Source organism: Noviherbaspirillum sedimenti (assembly GCF_003590835.1).
GTDB lineage: Bacteria > Pseudomonadota > Gammaproteobacteria > Burkholderiales > Burkholderiaceae_D > Paucimonas > Paucimonas sedimenti.
On record NZ_QYUQ01000002.1, the window covers coordinates 2812931 to 2831467 of the forward strand.

General features: G+C 58.2%; 12 protein-coding genes. 1 reads left to right on the plus strand and 11 read right to left on the minus strand.

All coding sequences use genetic code 11. From position 1 onward, the window contains the following. Positions 1–43: 43 nt before the first annotated feature. Positions 44–511 (minus strand): Lrp/AsnC family transcriptional regulator, encoded by a 468-nt coding sequence (locus D3878_RS13185; protein ID WP_119787881.1) that lies wholly within the window; start codon positions 509–511, stop codon positions 44–46. A 160-nt stretch (positions 512–671) separates the two neighbouring features. On the opposite strand from D3878_RS13185, the gene glmS reads away from it, so the two are divergent. Next, on the plus strand, positions 672–2489 hold the full coding sequence (glmS, locus tag D3878_RS13190; RefSeq protein ID WP_119785914.1) for a glutamine--fructose-6-phosphate transaminase (isomerizing): 1818 nt from the start codon (positions 672–674) through the stop codon (positions 2487–2489). Positions 2490–3053: 564 nt separating this feature from the next. Here the strand turns inward: glmS and D3878_RS13200 are convergent. From D3878_RS13200 to D3878_RS13245, 10 genes are all read right to left on the minus strand, one after another. After that, a complete protein-coding gene (locus D3878_RS13200) occupies positions 3054–4202 on the minus strand; it encodes an NADH:flavin oxidoreductase/NADH oxidase (RefSeq protein WP_119785916.1) in 1149 nt (382 codons plus the stop codon). Positions 4203–4264: 62 nt separating this feature from the next. Continuing rightward, entirely contained in the window at positions 4265–5290 is a 1026-nt protein-coding gene (locus D3878_RS13205) for a zinc-binding alcohol dehydrogenase family protein (RefSeq protein WP_119785917.1), read from the minus strand. A 38-nt stretch (positions 5291–5328) separates the two neighbouring features. Next, complete coding sequence (locus D3878_RS13210) at positions 5329–6231, minus strand: NAD(P)-dependent oxidoreductase (RefSeq protein ID WP_119785918.1); 903 nt, start codon at positions 6229–6231, stop codon at positions 5329–5331. Positions 6232–6263: 32 nt separating this feature from the next. Continuing rightward, positions 6264–7757, minus strand: a complete 1494-nt coding sequence (locus D3878_RS13215) for an aldehyde dehydrogenase family protein (protein ID WP_233556325.1) — start codon at positions 7755–7757, stop codon at positions 6264–6266. Positions 7758–7790: 33 nt separating this feature from the next. Beyond that, a complete protein-coding gene (locus tag D3878_RS13220) occupies positions 7791–9002 on the minus strand; it encodes an ABC transporter substrate-binding protein (protein ID WP_199688161.1) in 1212 nt (403 codons plus the stop codon). Between the two features lie 258 nt (positions 9003–9260). Continuing rightward, entirely contained in the window at positions 9261–10928 is a 1668-nt protein-coding gene (locus D3878_RS13225; RefSeq protein ID WP_119785919.1) for an electron transfer flavoprotein-ubiquinone oxidoreductase, read from the minus strand. Between the two features lie 15 nt (positions 10929–10943). Next, entirely contained in the window at positions 10944–14417 is a 3474-nt protein-coding gene (locus tag D3878_RS13230; RefSeq protein ID WP_119785920.1) for a pyruvate carboxylase, read from the minus strand. A 504-nt stretch (positions 14418–14921) separates the two neighbouring features. Beyond that, the gene (locus D3878_RS13235) at positions 14922–15920 is read right to left on the minus strand and encodes an acyl-CoA dehydrogenase family protein (RefSeq protein ID WP_119785921.1); all 999 of its coding nucleotides are present in this window, start codon (positions 15918–15920) and stop codon (positions 14922–14924) included. Positions 15921–15931: 11 nt separating this feature from the next. Then, positions 15932–17089: an acyl-CoA dehydrogenase family protein gene (locus D3878_RS13240; RefSeq protein ID WP_119785922.1), complete on the minus strand. Its 1158-nt coding sequence runs from the start codon at positions 17087–17089 to the stop codon at positions 15932–15934. A 45-nt stretch (positions 17090–17134) separates the two neighbouring features. Beyond that, on the minus strand, positions 17135–18358 hold the full coding sequence (locus D3878_RS13245) for a CaiB/BaiF CoA transferase family protein (protein WP_119785923.1): 1224 nt from the start codon (positions 18356–18358) through the stop codon (positions 17135–17137). Between the last annotated feature and the right edge of the window lie 179 nt (positions 18359–18537).

Below are 18537 nucleotides of genomic sequence, written 5' to 3' on the forward strand. Positions count from 1 at the left end.
TGCCCGCTTGCGGTAGGTAGCCCGCAGCCCGCCGCGGCGCCGCTCAAAGCGCGATGCGCGTCTCGAATTTGCTGCGGTGGATGGAAAAGAAGCTGCGCACATTGCGCACATTGGCGTGCGATGCGAACAGGCGGTGCGCCAGCGCGTGGTAAGCCGGCATGTCGGCCACCTGCACCACCAGCACGAAGTCCGGTCCGGGCGAGACCCGGTAGCATTGCATGACCGCGCCCTCCTTCGCCGCCAGCGTCTCGAATTCCGTCATGCGCTCGGCGGCCTGATGATCGAGGGTGACTTCGACGATTGCCGTGAGACCCGCACCGACCTTGTCGGCAGCCAGCAGCGCCACCTGACGTTCAATGACGCCGGCGTCCACCAGGCGCTTGACGCGGCGCAGGCAAGTCGGCGGCGAGGCATGCACCAGCGCCGCCAGTTCATTGTTGGTGCGCGCGGCATCGTCCTGCAAGGCGTTCAGGATGCGGCGGTCCAGTTCATCCAGTGGCAAATCGTCCATTTCGCGCAATTTAATTAAACATTTAACTTTTAAATGAAATTATATTCCACAATAAACTGAAAGAGAAATATAAATCCATTTAACTGAATATTTCGCAAACTTATTTCATCGCCTTTCTCCTACGATACTGTCATTATTTAACCGATTCAAAGGATTAACCATGTGCGGCATCGTCGGCGCAGTAGCGCAACGCAATATCACGCCTATCCTCCTGCAAGGCCTGAAACGCCTCGAATACCGCGGCTACGATTCCTGCGGCGTCGCCCTGCACGTCGATGGCATGCTCAAGCGTTCGCGCAGCACTTCCCGCGTGGCCGAGCTGGAATCCCAAGTCGAAAATACCGGCCTGGCCGGCTTCACCGGCATTGCCCACACGCGCTGGGCCACCCATGGCGCCCCGGCGTCGCACAACGCCCATCCACACTTTTCGCGCGAGCGCATTGCCCTGGTCCACAACGGCATCATTGAAAACCACGATGAATTACGCGCCGAACTGACCGCTGCCGGCTATGTCTTCGAAAGCCAGACCGATACCGAAGTCATCGCCCACCTGATCGACCAGATGTACACCGGCGACCTGTTCGAAACCGTGCAACAGGCGGTCAAGCGCCTGCATGGCGCCTATGCGATTGCCGTGTTTTGCCGCGACGAACCGCACCGCGTCATTGGCGCGCGCCAGGGTTCGCCGCTGATCGTCGGCGTCGGTGAAGGCGAAAATTTCCTGGCGTCGGACGCCATGGCGCTGGCCGGCATCACCGACCAGATCATCTATCTTGAAGAAGGCGACGTGGTCGACCTGCAGCTGCAGCGCTGCTGGGTGGTCGACGCCCAGGGCAAGCCTGCGACCCGCGAAGTGCGCACAGTGCATGCGCACTCCGGCGCAGCCGAGCTCGGCCCCTACCGCCATTACATGCAAAAGGAAATCTTCGAGCAGCCGCGCGCCATCGGCGACACCCTCGAGGGCGTCACCGCCATCATGCCGGAGCTGTTCGGCGACAAGGCTTACAACATTTTCAAGAAAATCGATGCCGTGCTGATCCTGGCGTGCGGCACCAGTTATTATGCCGGGCTCACCGCGAAATACTGGATCGAATCAATCGCGCAAATTCCGGTCAATGTCGAGATCGCCAGCGAATACCGCTACCGCGACAGCGTGCCGAATCCGAATGCGCTGGTCGTCACCATTTCGCAAAGCGGCGAAACCGCCGACACGCTGGCGGCCCTGAAGCATGCGCGCGCGCAGGACATGGTCAATACGCTGACGATCTGCAACGTCTCCACCAGCGCCATGGTGCGCGAATGCGCGCTGTCCTACATTACCCGCGCCGGCGTGGAAGTGGGCGTGGCCTCGACCAAGGCATTTACGACCCAGCTGGTGGCATTGTTCCTGCTGGCGCTGACGCTGGCGCAGGTGCGCGGACGCCTGAGCGATGAACAGGAGGCAGGCTACCTGAAGCAGCTGCGCCATCTGCCGGTGGCCATCGGCGCAGTGCTGGCGCTGGAACCGCAGATCATCGCCTGGGCGGAAGAATTCGCGCGCAAGGAAAATGCCCTGTTCCTCGGGCGCGGCCTGCATTACCCGATCGCGCTGGAAGGCGCGCTGAAACTGAAGGAAATCTCGTATATCCACGCCGAGGCGTATCCGGCCGGCGAACTGAAGCACGGCCCGCTGGCGCTGGTGACCGAGGAAATGCCGGTGGTGACGATCGCGCCGAACGATACGCTGATTGAAAAGCTCAAGTCCAACATGCAGGAAGTGCGCGCTCGCGGCGGCCAGCTGTATGTGTTTGCCGACGCCGATTCGAAGATCACTTCCAGCGATGGCTTGCATGTGATCCGCCTGCCGGAACACTACGGCAAGCTGTCGCCGATCCTGCATGTGATTCCGCTGCAGCTGCTGGCGTATCATACGGCACTGGCGCGGGGGACGGATGTGGACAAACCCAGAAACCTGGCCAAGAGCGTGACCGTCGAATGACGGGCAGGTTCTGGCGGCGCCATTGATTAGCAACAATAAAGTCTGTCGGGATTTACTGTATTGAAATGGGAACATGCGATTGCACCGAAACCTAACGCAAGTCATTCGCCAGTTTTTGCTGCCCGATCTCTTTACTGTGCGCTGGTGTCGCTGGCTGTTACCAGCGCTATTCGTTGCCAGTGTCTCGGGCTGTGCGGTCGTGGCCGTGGCAGATGCGGCTGTGACCGTGGTGGCCACAGGCGTCAAAGTCACAGCGAAAGCCGTTGGGGCAGCGGCGGATGTGGTGATCCCGGACGGAGACGATAAATAGGAGACAGTCACCTATCTGGCACAACTACGGCAAGAAACCTTGCCATAGTTGTGCCAGCCAAGTAATTGGCATCGAACGAATGATGCAGCAAACCTATCTGCGCCGGCATTATTGCCATCGCTGGGGAGCCAATTTCTACTATTCCGCAGAATAGAAAAGCCCTCCGACGTGATCAGTCAGTAACCAACATCATTCATACAGGAAAATTGCAATGAACAGGGTCGCGTCAGTAGCGGATGTAAAGTGATTTTTCATCAGTCTGTAGAGGACTGGCTCGCCAGTAGATCCAATACAATGGCGCGCTTATCCAGCCACCAGCCAAACTGTGGAGGCCATGCGTCAAAGCTCCGCCCGTTAAGCATTCTGCCTGCGTGGTGCGGCCAGTTCGGATTCTCAAGAAGTTCTCGCGCCAGTGCGACGACATCTGCCTTCCCGCTCTGCACAATCTGATCTGCTTGCTCTGGCGTCACAATAAGCCCGACTGCCATTGTGGGGACATCGGCCCCATGCCGTACAGCCTCGGCAAAAGGTACTTGGAAGCCTAGGCTCGGGGGAGCTCGATTCCCGGATGTAGCAAGGCCGGCAATGCCACCGGACGAACAATCCACGAGATCGACGCCCTCTGCTTTTGCCGCCTGAACGAACTCAATGGTGTCTTCAATCGTCCGCCCCTCATCGGCCCCATCGATCGCGGATACACGCAACCACAAAGGAAGATCATTAGGCCACGCTGCCCGAACTCGCCTAAGAACCGCAAGTGGGAATTCCATGCGGCGTGCACTGGTGCCGCCCCACTTGTCATCGCGAAGATTGCTTAAGGGCGAAAGGAACTGGTGCAGTAAATACCCGTGGGCCGCGTGCACTTCGAGGATTTTAAAGCCTGCCTGCGCAGCACGTCGTGCGCTTGCCTCGAAATGATCTAAAATCGATTGGATTCGCGTTTCGTCCAAGGCTAACGGCGCTGGAACATCGTTGGAGAAAGATATGGCTGAAGGAGCTACTGTTTGCCATGGAAGTTCGCCCTTTGCCGCTTCCTTTGGCGATAGGCGGCCGTAGCCTTCCCATGGTCGCTGCATTGACCCCTTACGCCCAGCGTGACCGATCTGAATCCCAGGAACAGATCCGAGCGACGTGACAAACCTTGCGATACGGGCTAAGGGCTCGATGTGCTCGTTGTGCCAAATCCCCAGGTCTCCATAGGTAGAACGGCCGGACTGCTCGACCGCAGTCATTTCAACCATCACCAATCCTGCTCCGCCTTGAGCCATTTTTCCATAGGTCACAAGATGCCAATCATTGGCAAAGCCATCATTAGCTGAGTATTGACTCATGGGGCTGACAGCAATTCGATTTGGAAGTGTAACGCTCCGCTGTGTCAGCGGGTCAAAAAGAGAAGTAGTCATGATTGTCAGGTCAGTTATTAAGTAAATTCAGCTTGGTTAATTTGCTAATTGGGATATTGCATTCATAAAGGCGGTTGCATTGATATCACGATCTTGCCTGCTATGCCACCGGCCTCTAAAAAAGCATGTGCTTGCCTCAAATTCACTTCAGTCATGCCGTGAATGATCTTGGTTGCTATGCTGCCCATCCGCCCCTCATCAACAAGCGTCGCAATACGCGTCAGTATTCGATGCTGTTCAATCATGTCGGGTGTGCTGTACAACGTGCGTGTGAACATCCCCTCCCAACTGAACGACGCACTTTTGGACCGCAATTGGTTCATCGGTAAGGGATTTGCGCTTTCCACTAGCGCGCAGATATGACCGTGCGGTTTGATAAGGCTAGCCATCGTCGAGAAATAGTAATCGGTATCGGCCAAGCACAGAATGTAGTCGACCGTTGACAGACCGTAATCAATCAGCTGCGTCCTGAGATCCGCGCGGTGGTCAATCACAATGTCGGCACCCAACTGACGACACCATGCCTGTGATGTCGAGCGTGAAGCCGTGGCAACGACCTGCAGCCTAGCGAGGACCTTGGCTAGCTGGATCGCTACCGACCCCACCCCCCCAGAACCGCCAATGACAAGCAGCGTCTTGCCCGAGTTTTCTCCAGCGTCAGATATGCACAGGCGGTCAAATAGTGCTTCCCATGCTGCCAACGACGCCAGTGGTAGTGCCGCTGCATGTGCAAAATCGAGTGACACTGGCATCGCGCCCACAATCCGCTCATCCACCAAATGCAGTTCGGCGTTAGTGCCTGTACGCGTGATGCTGCCGGCATAGAACACATGATCGCCTGGCTTGAAGAGTCTGACTTCGGACCCGCAATCCAAGACGATGCCGGCACAATCCCAGCCTAAAACTCGCGGCTGGAAGCCCGCCTCCAGCGGTGCATTGCGCATCCTAATATCCAGTGGATTGACTGATACCGCCTCAACCTGGACCAAAATGTCTCTCGGTTTGGGAACCGGACGTTCTAATTCCAGGCTGGTGAGTGCGTTGCCTCCCAGTCTAGAATCCCCTGGTAAGATGCCGATCGCTTTCATGCTTGCACTCGCCGACCCTGCGTTCCGCCGGGATCTCGTTAACCTGGAAGCCGGGGCGGCTCGACGCCAGCTGCGCCGCAGATGAAGTCCAGCATGGCGGAGTAGTCACACCTCGCGTACTCGCTACCGCGCGCAATACCCATCATTTCCCGGGCAGCCGCACCCACGGGCAGGCCGACGCGAAGTTCCCGCGCTGCTTCCATCGCCAGGCTGATGTCTTTGTGGGCGAGATCGATCGTGAAGCCGGGGTTTAAATCTCCCTTCAGACATTTCGTCGCAAAAGCGACCTGGAACTGACCATTCGTTGCCGTCGTGTCCGCGGTTACTTTCTTCATTGTTTCGACGGAAAGGCCAAACTTCGAACCTAGAAGGATGGCCTCTGCCGTTACCTGGGCGGTAACAAGCAACATGAAGTTATTGACAACCTTCATGCGAATTCCGGCTCCCGCCGGTCCGCAATGATGAATGGTTGTGCCCATTGCATTGAGCAGCGGTTGGACCCGTTCGACATGCTCTACCGATCCGCCCACCATGAACAACGACTCTCCCCGTTCCGCATGACTCGCCAGGCGTCCCACGGGGGCGTCGACAAAGCCAATGCCTTTCTCTTGACACGCTATCTGCACATTGTCCGTAACATGGGGATCGATAGTGCTCATCTCCAAAAGCAGGCTTCCTGGCTTCAGGTTTTGCAACACACCCTGCTGTCCGAGCACCGCCTTCTCCACATGCTCGGTCGCGGGGAGTATCGTAACCACGATAGAAGCAGCACTCGCAGTATCAGCGATACTCCCACCGGGTTTCGCCCCAAGCGCTGCGAGCTTCTTGATTTTTTCCTGATCAATATCGTAAGCAATAACGGAAAAACCTTTTCGTATCAGATTTGATGCCATTGGTAGCCCCATGGCACCCAGCCCGATAAAACCGATAACTTCGCTCATCTCTAGTTCCTATTGAAAATGTGCCGCCTGTCTCACATCTGCGGCGCGGTGTTGACATACGCAGTTTTCGTCTCAGTATAGAAGTCGATTGCCGCACTGCCCAGCTCTTTACCGCCATAACCCGACTGTCCTTGCCCTCCAAGTGGCACGTGGAAATCTGCTCCCGACGTTGGAGCGTTGATCATGACCATTCCCGCTTTGGATCGACGACGGAATTGCTCAGCATGCAATAGGTTCTGCGTGCAGATTCCGCTCGAAAGTCCGAACTCTACATCGTTTGCAATATGAATTGCCTCGTCAAGATCATGGGCACGCATGACTGCAGCGACTGGCCCGAATATCTCTTCCTGGTTGATGCGCATGCGTGAAGTCGTATCGACAAACAGCGTTGGCAGCATGAAGTAGCCGGCAGTGTCGCTTTCAACACTGCGTCCGCCACGCACAAGCGTCGCCCCTTCCTGCTGCCCCAAATCCACGTAGCTGAGGTTCTTTTTCAGCTGTGCCTCGTTTGCAACCGGCCCCATTTCTGTCTTGTCGGACAGAGCGTCACCTACAGCGATGCTGTCAATTCGTTTTATCAGCTTGTCTATGAATTGAGCATAAATCGACGACATGACGATGAGGCGGCTGGTTGCAGTACATTTTTGCCCGGTCGAGTGGAACATGCCCTGTACTGCGATTTCCGCCGCGAAGTCCAGGTTTGCGTCGGCATCTACGATCAAAGGGTTTTTCCCTCCCATCTCGGCTTGTACCTTGACGAGCCGCTTCGAGGCCTGCTCGACAATCGCCCTGCCAGCACCCGTCGAACCAGTGAAACTCACGCCGTCTGCATGCTGGATTAGAACCGGTCCCAGGTCAATCCCGGCTCCAAGGACGAGATTGAAAACCCCGCGTGGTATGTGTGAGCGCGATATGATCTCAGTCAATGCAACCGCACATCCCGGCGTGAACTCGGATGGCTTGAACACGACGGTATTTCCGTAAGCGAGAGCTGCTGCGATCTTCATGGCCGGTAGCATCATCGGAAAATTCCAGGCAGTGATCAGCGCCGCAACGCCGATCGGCTCTCGACTTACCGTAACCGTGACTCCCGCGCGCAGGCCGGGCAGAAATTCGCCTGCGCCCCGTACGCATTCGCCGGCGTAGAAGTGAAAAATATCCGCACTCCTGCGCACCTCAGCGATACCCTCCCGAAGTGTCTTTCCCTCCTCCAAAGCCAGCAGTCGTCCCAGTTCGTCGGCGCGAGCCAGGAGTTCATCTGCGACGAAACGAAGCATTTGAGCGCGGGCTGCAGGGAGCACCTCAGCCCAGGGGCGTGATGCGCGACGGGCGGCAGCAAAGGCGGCCTCAACATCCGACGGTGTTGCCCATTGCGCCATCCCTATCACTTCAGCCGGCGCAGATGGATTGATGTTCGGCTCGGAATGCGTACCGCCTATCCATTCACCGTCAACGTAACTCAGGTATTTCATTGCAAGTTCCTCGTTCGGAAACAATATCGCGGAGAGCGCTTGGGCTTCCGGCATTTATATTCGCCGCCACCCAAGCCCACAAAACTGTTATTTCGATTTCAGATAAGGACACTCGCTCTCGGACAATGGAGCGAAGGCTTTCTCGCCCGGAATTACCCTGATGACCTTGGCTATGTCCCACTCCCCCTTTGATTCGGATGGCTTTTTGACCTCGGCCAGGTACATGTCATGCACGAGAAGTCCGTCAGGGCGCAGTTTAGCGTTCCGGGCAAACATATCGTCGATCGGGATTTCCCGCAGCTTTGCCATCACCTTGTCGCGATCGAGGCTGCCTACTGCCTGAACGGCCTTGAGGTAATGCAGGGTCGCGGAATATGTGGCGGCCTGAACCATGTTTGCCTGGAACTTACTCCGTTCAAAGAATCGCTTCGACCATGCGCGGGTCTTGTCGTCGAAGTCCCAGTAAAAGCCTGTCGTATACTTCAGACCTTGGGCGGCATCGAGGCCAAGTGCTTTGATATCGCTGTCGAAGATAAGCAAGGGCGCAATCTGTTGTCCTTTCTGAATCAGCCCGAACTCTTTCGCCTGCCGGATCGTATTTGAGACATCGCCGCCCGTGTTCGCGAGGACTACAGCATTTGCCCCGGAAGTTTGCGCCTGAATGACGAAGGAGGAGAAGTCCGAGGCACCTAGCGGATGACGAACGGAACCCACCACCTTGCCTCCATTAGCAAGGAGGACCTTAGTGGCCTCCGCCTGCATCGTATGTCCGAATGCATAGTCGGCCGTGATGAAGAACCAGGTACGCCCTTTCTCCTGAACGATTGCGGTCGCGGTAGACGCGGCCACTGCCTGCGTGTCGTACGACCAATGGGTGCTGTATGGCGAGCACTCTTTGTTGGTGATCGCCGAGGTCGCCGAGCCGGTATTCATAATGATGAAATTTTTATCGGCGAGCAACTTCTGGGCGGCGATCCCTACCGCAGAACTAAGCACGTCGGTGACCATGCTGACGTTGTCACGGTCGACCCATTCGCGGATCTTCGTGGCAGCGACGTCCGGCTTGTTGAGATGGTCGAAGGTCAGAAGCTTGATGGGCTTGCCTAAGACCTTCCCGCCAAAATCCTCCACTGCCATCTGGGCCGCAATGATCGACCCCTTTCCGCCGAGTTGCGAGTATAAACCGGACAAATCTGTGATAACGCCGATATTTACAGTGTCGTTCTGTGCAAGCACTGGACCCGATACTGCTAGAAGGGCTCCTACCATTGCCGAAAGCAATGTCTTCTTGATGTTCATTAACGTCTCCTTTTCTCTAGTCCCCGGCCTGTGCATGACGATTGACACGCTTGGCATTCCAAAAAGTACAAGCACTTCTCCGGTATGTCTCAAAGGATAATAGCATCATGAAAAGCGCGTCCAATATTGTTTTTCGTGATTCTGATACCGATTCAGTATCGGCGGGCGTACCACGGAGCGGCTGCCTGTGACCAGCAAGCGGGCAGGAACGCGCTTACGTGAGGGCGGGGCATTTGCCGGCTCTGCTGTCCCGATTGCTCACATGTTAGAATAGTTCGGCCCACCGCCGCCTTCCGGCGTCACCCAGACGATATTCTGAGTCGGGTCCTTGATGTCGCAAGTCTTGCAGTGCACGCAGTTCTGCGCGTTGATCTGCAGACGCTCTTCACCGCTCTCGTTCATGACGTATTCATACACACCGGCCGGGCAATAGCGCTGTTCTGGGCCCGCATACTTGTGCAGGTTGATGTTGACCGGCACGGTCGGATCATTCAGTGTCAGGTGCACCGGCTGCTCTTCGGCATGGTTCGTGTTGGAGATGAACACCGAGGACAAGCGGTCGAAGGCCAGTTTGCCGTCAGGCTTTGGATAGAAGATGGGCTTAAACTCGGACGCCGGACGCAGGCATGCATGATCCGCATGCTTGTGCTTGGCGGTCCAGGGCGCTTTCCCCCTGAACAGCACCTGGTCGATGCCGACCATCAGCGTGCCGCTGTACAGGCCGCGCGCCATGAAGGGCTTGAAGTTGCGTGCCTTGAATAGCTCTTCATGCAGCCAGGACTTTTCGAAAGCCTGCGGATACGCCGCCAGCTCGTCATGCTGACGATTTTCGCCTAGTGCGGCGTAGGCGGCTTCGGCGGCCATCATGCCGGTCTTCATCGCGGCATGGCTGCCTTTGATGCGGGAAGCATTGAGGAAGCCCGCATCGCAACCGATCAGCGCGCCGCCCGGAAATATCAGCTTGGGCAGGGATTGCAGCCCGCCTGCCGTAATGGCGCGAGCGCCATAAGAAAGACGTTTGCCGCCTTCAAAGAATTTGCGGATCTCTGGATGTGTCTTGTAACGCTGGAACTCCTCGTATGGCGACAGATACGGATTCTGATAAGCCAGTCCGACCACGTAGCCCACCGCCACCTGGTTGTTTTCCAGGTGGTAGAGGAAAGAACCTCCATAGGTGCCAGCATCCAGCGGCCAGCCGGCGGTGTGGATCACCAAACCAGGCTTGTGCATAGCCGGATCGATTTCCCACAATTCCTTGATGCCGATGGCATAGGTCTGAGGATCCCTGCCGCGGTTCAAATCGAACTTAGCCATGAGCTGCTTGCCGAGGTGACCGCGCGCGCCTTCGGCGAACAAAGTGTACTTCGCATGCAGCTCCATGCCGAGCTGGAATGCGTCGGTCGGGTTGCCATGGCGATCGATGCCCATGTTCCCCGTGGCCACGCCCTTGACCGAGTCGTCATCGTTATAGAGCACTTCAGCGGCCGGAAAGCCCGGAAAGATTTCCACACCCAGTCTTTCTGCCTGCTGGCCCAGCCAGCGGGCGACGTTGGCCAGGGAGATGACGTAGTTGCCGTGATTTTGAAAGCAGGCCGGCAGCAGGAAGTTCGGCGTCTTATACGCTTTGGTCTCGGACAGGAACAGGAAGCGGTCTTCCGTCACTTCGGTGTTGAGGGGCGCGCCAAGCTCCTTCCAGTTCGGAAATAGCTCGTTGATCGCGATCGGATCCATCACCGCGCCGGACAGGATATGGGCACCCACCTCACTGCCTTTTTCCAGCACGCAGACCGACACCTCTCGGCCCTGTTCCGCCGCCAGCTGCTTGAGACGAATCGCCGCCGACAGGCCCGCAGAACCGCCGCCAACGATCAGTACGTCGTATTCCATCGCTTCGCGCGGGCCGTATTGTTCTATCAGATTGTTCATTGGAGGTAATCTTGATTATTCAAACTCGACTAGAAGGTCTTTGGCGCTGACAACCGCACCAGGCCTGATGTGGACTTTGCGCACCATGCCGTCACGCTCGGCCCGGATCACGGTCTCCATCTTCATGGCTTCTAAAGACAGCAGCGGATCGCCGCGGGCCACGCGCTGCCCCTCCTGCACCGACAGCGTCACAATCATGCCCGGCATCGTAGCGCCGACGTGTGCAGGATTGCCGTCCTCAGCCCGTGAATGCTGTACCGTCGCGACCGCTCCCGCCCTGTCGACCCGGACGATGCGCGGCTGCCCGTTGAGCTCGAAGAATAGCTTGCACTGCCCTTCCTCCGCCATCTCGACCGATCCGTGCAGGCTCACGATCAGAGTCTTGCCCCGATCGATATCGACCGAAATCTCCTGGTTGGCCTGTAAGCCGTAGAAGAACACCGGCGTGGGCAAGGTGCTCACATTGCCGTACTCGTGCCGGTGCGCCGCGTACTCGCAGAACACCTTCGGATACATCAGGTAGGACGATAGCTCTTGTTCGCTTATCTCGCAGGCAACTTTGGCCTCGACTTCGGCCCGCACCGCAGCCAGGTCGACCTCTGGCAAGGACGCGCCGGGACGGCCAGACAGCGGCAGCTCGCCCTTGAGCACCTTGTGTTCCAGATCTTTGGGGAAGCCGTCCGGCGGGAATCCGAGGTCGCCCTTGAAAAGCGAGACCACCGACTCCGGGAACGCCACTTCCTTGTCCGGATTGCGCACCTCGTCCGGCGTCAGGTCGTTGGCGACCATGAACAGCGCCATGTCACCAACCACCTTGGAAGTCGGTGTTACCTTGACGATGTCGCCGAACAATTGGTTCACATCGGCATAAGTCTGCGACACATCGGTCCAGCGGTGCTCCAGTCCCATCGCTCGCGCCTGCTCGCGCAGGTTTGTGTACTGGCCACCGGGCATTTCATGGCGGTAGACGTCGGAAGTCCCAGCGCGGATATCGGCTTCGAACGGCGCGTAGTAGCGGCGAACACCTTCCCAATACTGGGAGATCTCGAACATAGCCTGACGATCCATTTCAGGATTACGGGCGCTAGCATCCAGTGCGGCAGCGATGGCACCTAAGTTCGGTTGCGAGGTGAGACCGCTCATGGCGTCCATAGCGCCATCCACCGCGTCACAGCCTGCATCCACCGCGGCCAGAACCGAGGCGGCCGAGATGCCGCTGGTGTCATGCGTGTGGAAGTGGATTGGCAAGCCGATCGTTTCCTTCAGTTCCCTTACCAGCACACGTGCCGCGTCTGGCTTGCAGATCCCGGCCATGTCCTTAATGCCGATGATGTTGGCGCCGGCGCGTTCCAGTTCGCGCGCCATGCTGACGTAATATTGCAGATTGTATTTGCTGCGTGTTGGCGCGAGCATATCGCCGCTGTAACAGATGGTGCCTTCGCATAGGGCTCCACTCTCCCGCACGGCATCGATGGCCACACGCATGTTTTCGACCCAATTGAGCGAGTCGAACACGCGGAAAAGATCGATACCGCCAGCGGCAGCCTGCCCTACGAAATGGCGCACTACGTTGTCGGCATAGTTTGTATAGCCGACCGCATTGGAGCCGCGCAGCAGCATCTGGAACAGGATATTGGGTACACGCTCGCGCAGTCCGGCGAGACGCTCCCATGGGTCTTCCTTTAAAAAGCGCATGGCGACGTCGAACGTCGCGCCGCCCCAGCATTCGAGCGAGAACAGGTTCGGCAGCAATCGCGCATAGTAGGGCGCGATTGCCAGCATGTCATGGGTGCGCATGCGGGTGGCGAACAGTGACTGATGGGCGTCGCGCATGGTGGTGTCGGTGAGCAGCACGCGACGCTCGTCCTTCATCCAACGCGAGAAGCCCTCGGCGCCAAGTTCCTTGAGCTTGTCGCGTGTACCGGGTACAACCGGACCGTCGGCCGACAGGCGCGGCAGCAGTGCCGGCGCCGGCATCTGCGCTGGTATCGTGCGGCCCTTCATCTCCGGGTTGCCGTTGACGTTGACATCGCCAATGAAGCGTAGCAGGCGGGTAGCACGGTCGCGCCGACGGGAGAACTGGAACAGATCAGGCGTGGTGTCGATGAAGCGTGTGATGCATTGGCCCGCGCGGAACTGCTGATGGTTGATGACGTTTTCCAGGAAGGCCAGGTTGGTCGACACGCCGCGGATGCGGAATTCACGCAGCGCCCGGTCCATGCGGGCAATGGCTTCCTCGGCGCTACCGGCCCAGGCTGTCACTTTAACCAGCAGCGAGTCATAGTAAGGCGTGATAACCGCGCCGGAGTAAGCGGTACCGCCGTCAAGGCGGATGCCGAAGCCGGATGCACTGCGGTAGGCGGTGATGCGACCATAGTCCGGCGTGAAATTGTTCTCTGGGTCTTCGGTCGTAACGCGGCACTGCAGCGCGTGGCCGTTCAACCGGATGTCCTGCTGCAGTGGCACGCCGCAGGCGAGCTCACCGTCGCCGCCGATATGCGCACCCTCTGTAATGCGGATCTGGGCCTTGACGATATCGACCCCGGTGACCTGCTCCGTCACCGTATGCTCCACCTGGATGCGCGGATTGACCTCGATGAAGTAGAACATGCCGGTATCTGCATCCATCAGAAATTCGACAGTGCCTGCATGGGTGTACCCGACGGCGCGGCCCAGCCGCAGCGCCGCTTCGCACAACTCTCGGCGGCCGGCGTCGTCCAGGTACGGCGCCGGCGCGCTTTCGACCACCTTCTGGTTGCGCCGCTGCACCGAACAATCCCGTTCGAACAGATGCACCAGCTTGCCGTGTGTGTCGCCGAGCAGCTGCACTTCGACGTGTCGAGCGCGTCGCACCAGCTTTTCCAGGTACATCTCGTCATTGCCGAAGGCGGCCGCCGCTTCGCGTCGCGCCACCGCCAGCTGGCCGGGCAGTTCGGCTGCGGATTCGATCACGCGCATGCCGCGCCCGCCTCCGCCCCAGCTCGCTTTGAGCATCAGCGGGTAGCCGATCTCCGCAGCCATCTGGATGACCTGCTCCAGGTCATGCGGCAGCGCCGGGGTGGCTGCCATTACCGGCACGTCGGCGGCGACCGCCGCGTTGCGTGCGGCGACCTTGTTGCCCAGAGTACGCATCACCGTCGAGTTCGGGCCGACAAAGCGGATGCCGGCCGCAGCGCAGGCGTCGGCGAAATCCGGATTCTCGGACAGGAAGCCGTAGCCGGGATGGATAGCGTCGACCCCGGCTTCCTTCGCCACCCGGATGATGCCGTCGATATCGAGGTAGGCGGCGATCGGCTTCTTGCCTTCGCCGATCAGATAACTCTCGTCTGCCTTGAAGCGGTGCAGTGAGAATCGGTCTTCTGCAGCATAGATTGCAACCGTACGGATGCCGAGTTCAGCCGCGGCGCGCATGACGCGGATGGCGATCTCGGAGCGATTAGCGATAAGTATTTTCCTGATCGGATTTACCGCAACTTTTACGTCTATCATGGCTTGGGTCTATTAAGGTAATGAGTTGCCGATGTGAAGGCTCCATCAAATCCAGCCGTGCCTGCCCGCGAAGCTAGGAGCCGCCAGGTGGTGGCGAATGCGCAATCAGCTGCAACACACACGCGATGCACGGCAGTATCGGCGACTGCTGGCCGTGCTGGAACGTGATGTGCGCCGGCATTATCGTGGGTTGAAACACGTTTTCTCAAAAAACTTTTGAACACTTGCTTATGAAGCCATTGCCGCATGGGCGTTTTCGACGATCACTGACTGCCCGACCATGTCCGATGGCTTTTCCCGAAATGGCGCGCTGATGTGTCGGTGTCGCTGCCAGGTGGAAATGGCACCACGAACTTGATGGTGCGCGATGAAAAACCCTGGGCAACGACATGCGAGGCAGGCAGGATAGCGCCACCCAGGACGAGCAATGCGGAATGCAAAAAGGTACGGCATGGGAGCACGGGCTTTAGCATCCCTGTCTCCGCTGGGTGATTAGTCCTTTAGTTATGCAAATGCCGGCCGAGAAGCGCAGGCTGTACGAACAAAGTCACTCACAAGGCTGGTATCGGAAGCGATCACGGCACGTCCCACGACTCTGTTCCAATAGCTCTCCGCGCCATGCGACATCCGCCATTCATGCAAGCGACGAGTGTAGAGTTGCAGATCATATTCCTCAGTCACGCCGATCGCACCGTGCACCGCGTGCGCGATGGATGCGACCAGTGGTACGGCCTCGCTGGTGCGCGACTTGGCAATGGCTGCGGCGAGAAGCTCTGGCACCGGCCCTACTCCTTGGAACGCTGACTCCGCGGCAATCGACGAGGCGGCCACATGCTCAGCCGCCACGCTGATCTGATGCTGTATCGCCTGAAATTTCCCGATTGACTTGCCAAACTGTGCGCGATCATTCGCGTACTGCAAGGTCATGCCGAATACTCTCTGCATTCCGCCGGCTATAAGCGCCGAGTGAATGGCGGCTCCGAAGGTCGCAATCACGCCAGGAGCAGCCGCTGCGGCAACCCCGGAGTCGCCCCTCCATGAGAGAGTTGCCGTGAGACTGCCATGGACGCCGGTAGGCTCGCATACTGCATCTTTTGCCGGTAATAGATAGAGGCGATCTTCTTCCTGTGCCAGAACGTGATCGGCGATGAGGCCGAACGGTACCAGCGGACAGGAAATACTGCCGTTTGCGAGACGTCGGACGACGGGCGCGAAAGTCAACATGCCTGTTGGAACCTGATCGGGCGTCAGTAACACGCGAGCAGCTGCAGTTTGTGCAAACGGAACCGGAACAGCATGGGCGCCGAGCATCGTTAGCACGGGATAAAGGTCCGGCAGCGCCAGCCCTGCTCCGCCGTTCTCTTCAGATGCAAGCAACTCAAGGAAACCCGCGTCGGCAATAGCGGCCCACAGCAAAGCGGGCGACTGGCCGGCCTCAATCGAACGAACCGCGGCGGGTGCGCTCACGTCTTTCAAAATATCTTCTAGGGCTTCTGCAAACATGGGAACTCCTTCTAACGCAGCCCGAGGCCGCGAGCAATCATGCCGCGCAGTATCTCGCGGGTTCCACCGCGCAGCGAAAACGTTGGCGATATATGACTCAGGTAGGCGACAGTGCGGTACAGGTCCGGGTCAATATCGACGTCAGGATCGCCGGCGATCGCGGATTCTATGATGGCAGGAATGGACTGTTCGAACTCGGTGCCGATATCCTTGACCAGCGCGGCCTCCACAATCGGGCTCGCGCCTCGCACCAGCTGGCTGGTGACCGTAATGGACATATTGCGTAATGTCGCGAGGTGCACGGCAAGACGGCCTATCGTTTCTTGGTGCGCCTCGCCGTCGGCACTCCTGCGCAGGCAAGCAATCCAATGATCGAGTAGAATGATACTGGAGTAAATGCGCTCCGGTCCGCTGCGTTCGAAGGCCAGCTCGGCGGTTACCTGCTCCCAACCGCTCCCTTCGTTGCCTATCAGTGCGTCGTCCGTCAACAGGACATCGTCAAAGAACACCTCGGAAAAATGTGCGTCGCCGGCAAGATCGTGTATAGGGCGAACGGTGACACCTGGCAGTGATAGGTCGACAATGAACTGGGACAGTCCGCGATGTCGGTCTTCGGCCGTGCCTGAGGTCCGCACCAGCGCGATCATGTAGTGGCAATGCGGCGCATTGGTGGTCCAGATCTTGCGTCCGCTGAGACGCCATCCTTGGGCCACCTTGGTCGCCCTGGTGCCTACGCTTGCCAGGTCTGACCCGGAGTTGGGCTCGCTCATGCCAATGCAGAAGAAGGCCTGGGCAGCACATATTTTGGGCAAGTATGCTCGGCGCTGTGCCTCGCTGCCATACTTGAGGATAAGTGGGCCGCTCTGGCGGTCGGCGATCCAATGTGCCGAAACGGGCGCACCCGAGACCAGCAGCTCTTCGACCAGTACAAATCTGGAGAAGGCGTCCAGCTGAGCGCCACCGTATTCACGCGGGAGGGTAAGACCTACCCAGCCGCGCTCGGCCATTTTTTTGCTGAATTCGGCCGAAAAGCCCATCCACGAGCGCGAACGCACGTCGGCGGGAGCCGGCGGCATTTCGGCACGAAGAAAAGCCTTGACGTCAGATCGGAAGGCTTCAGCCTCATCGGGCAGGCGGGCAAGGCGAAACTGGCTCAATAGTTCGCTCATCAGCGCGTCTCCTTATAGTTGTACATGACTTTGTTCCCCTTGGTCTTAGAGCACACCCTGCTCTCTCAATTCAGCAATACGCTCCGCGGACAACCCTAGCTTGTGGCTCAACACCTCTTCGGTGTGCTCCCCGAGCGTCGGCGCCGCCTTCTCATAACGGATCGGCGTGTCGGAAAACCGCATGGGATTGGCCAAGCCCGGCACCACACCGCCAAGCGAATGGGGAAGCGACACCTTCATTTCCCTGTGTCGTACTTGCGGATCCTCGAACACCTGCTGCATGTTGTTGATCGGGCCGCAGGGCACCTGCGCGGGCTCCAGCACCCCCACCCATTCAGACATGGTTTTTGTCAGCATAGTCCGAGCAATCTCCGGAATCAGTTCGCTCCTGTTGCGCACTCTCATCTCGACGGTTTTATAGCGCGGGTCATCGCCCAGATCGGGCCGCCCGATCACACGACAGAAGGCTGCATACTGGCGATCATTGCCCACTGCCACGATCACGTCGCCTTCTTTGCAGCGGAACACCTGGTAGGGCACCATGTTCGGATGGGCGTTACCGAGCCGTTTCGGCATCTTTCCCGACAGGAAATAGTTGAGCGCTTGGTTGCTGGTCACGGCGACGACGCAGTCGAGGAGCGCCATGTCGATGTATTGCCCCCTACCGCTGACATTGCGGTGCTCAAGGGCAGCAAGGATCGCTGCGGTCGCATACATCCCTGTCAGTAGATCGGTGATTGCGATCCCTGATTTCACAGGCCCCCCGCCGGGCTCATCATCCGCCTGCCCGGTCACGCTCATGAGTCCGCCCATTCCCTGGAAAACGAAATCGTAACCAGGCAACGACGAATACGGGCCGGTCTGGCCGAATCCGGTAATGGAGCAGTAAACCAGGCGCGGGTTCAGAGATTGCAGGTCCTCGTAGGAAAGACCGTAGCGCGCGAGCGTACCAACCTTATAGTTCTCGACCAGCACGTCCGCGTCTTTCGCCAGGTCGCGCACAATCTGCTGCCCCTCCGGAGACGCCAGATCAATCGTGATCGACTTTTTCCCTCGATTCGTGCACATGAAATACCCAGCATCCGTGGAGTCTCGCCCGTCACGATCCTTCACGAAAGGAGGCCCCCAGCCGCGCGTGTCATCCCCCACCCCAGGGCGTTCCACCTTGACTACTTCCGCCCCCATGTCGGCGAGGTTTTGCGTAGCCCAGGGGCCGGCAAGTATGCGCGTCAGGTCCAGAACTTTCAGGTGCCCCAATGCAGTTTTCATGTTTCTCCTATCGATTCCAAACTTGCTTGAACAAGAGAATAATTGGGCACGCCGCGCCGGTCCAATATTAAATTACCGAACAGTGATACTATTCATGTATCACTCAGCGCCATGTTCAGCTCAGCGGCGACCGCTTGCGATATATTTTTTGTATCAGTAAAACTCTCTTTGATATTGGA

What these genes read in the sequence shown, in the direction of transcription:
- D3878_RS13185 (WP_119787881.1), bottom strand. Translation starts at nt 511, where the DNA reads ATGGACGATTTGCCACTGGATGAACTGGACCGCCGCATCCTGAACGCC.
- glmS (WP_119785914.1), top strand. Translation starts at nt 672, where the DNA reads ATGTGCGGCATCGTCGGCGCAGTAGCGCAACGCAATATCACGCCTATC.
- D3878_RS13200 (WP_119785916.1), bottom strand. Translation starts at nt 4,202, where the DNA reads ATGACTACTTCTCTTTTTGACCCGCTGACACAGCGGAGCGTTACACTT.
- D3878_RS13205 (WP_119785917.1), bottom strand. Translation starts at nt 5,290, where the DNA reads ATGAAAGCGATCGGCATCTTACCAGGGGATTCTAGACTGGGAGGCAAC.
- D3878_RS13210 (WP_119785918.1), bottom strand. Translation starts at nt 6,231, where the DNA reads ATGAGCGAAGTTATCGGTTTTATCGGGCTGGGTGCCATGGGGCTACCA.
- D3878_RS13215 (WP_233556325.1), bottom strand. Translation starts at nt 7,757, where the DNA reads ATGCCGGAAGCCCAAGCGCTCTCCGCGATATTGTTTCCGAACGAGGAA.
- D3878_RS13220 (WP_199688161.1), bottom strand. Translation starts at nt 9,002, where the DNA reads ATGAACATCAAGAAGACATTGCTTTCGGCAATGGTAGGAGCCCTTCTA.
- D3878_RS13225 (WP_119785919.1), bottom strand. Translation starts at nt 10,928, where the DNA reads ATGAACAATCTGATAGAACAATACGGCCCGCGCGAAGCGATGGAATAC.
- D3878_RS13230 (WP_119785920.1), bottom strand. Translation starts at nt 14,417, where the DNA reads ATGATAGACGTAAAAGTTGCGGTAAATCCGATCAGGAAAATACTTATC.
- D3878_RS13235 (WP_119785921.1), bottom strand. Translation starts at nt 15,920, where the DNA reads ATGTTTGCAGAAGCCCTAGAAGATATTTTGAAAGACGTGAGCGCACCC.
- D3878_RS13240 (WP_119785922.1), bottom strand. Translation starts at nt 17,089, where the DNA reads ATGAGCGAACTATTGAGCCAGTTTCGCCTTGCCCGCCTGCCCGATGAG.
- D3878_RS13245 (WP_119785923.1), bottom strand. Translation starts at nt 18,358, where the DNA reads ATGAAAACTGCATTGGGGCACCTGAAAGTTCTGGACCTGACGCGCATA.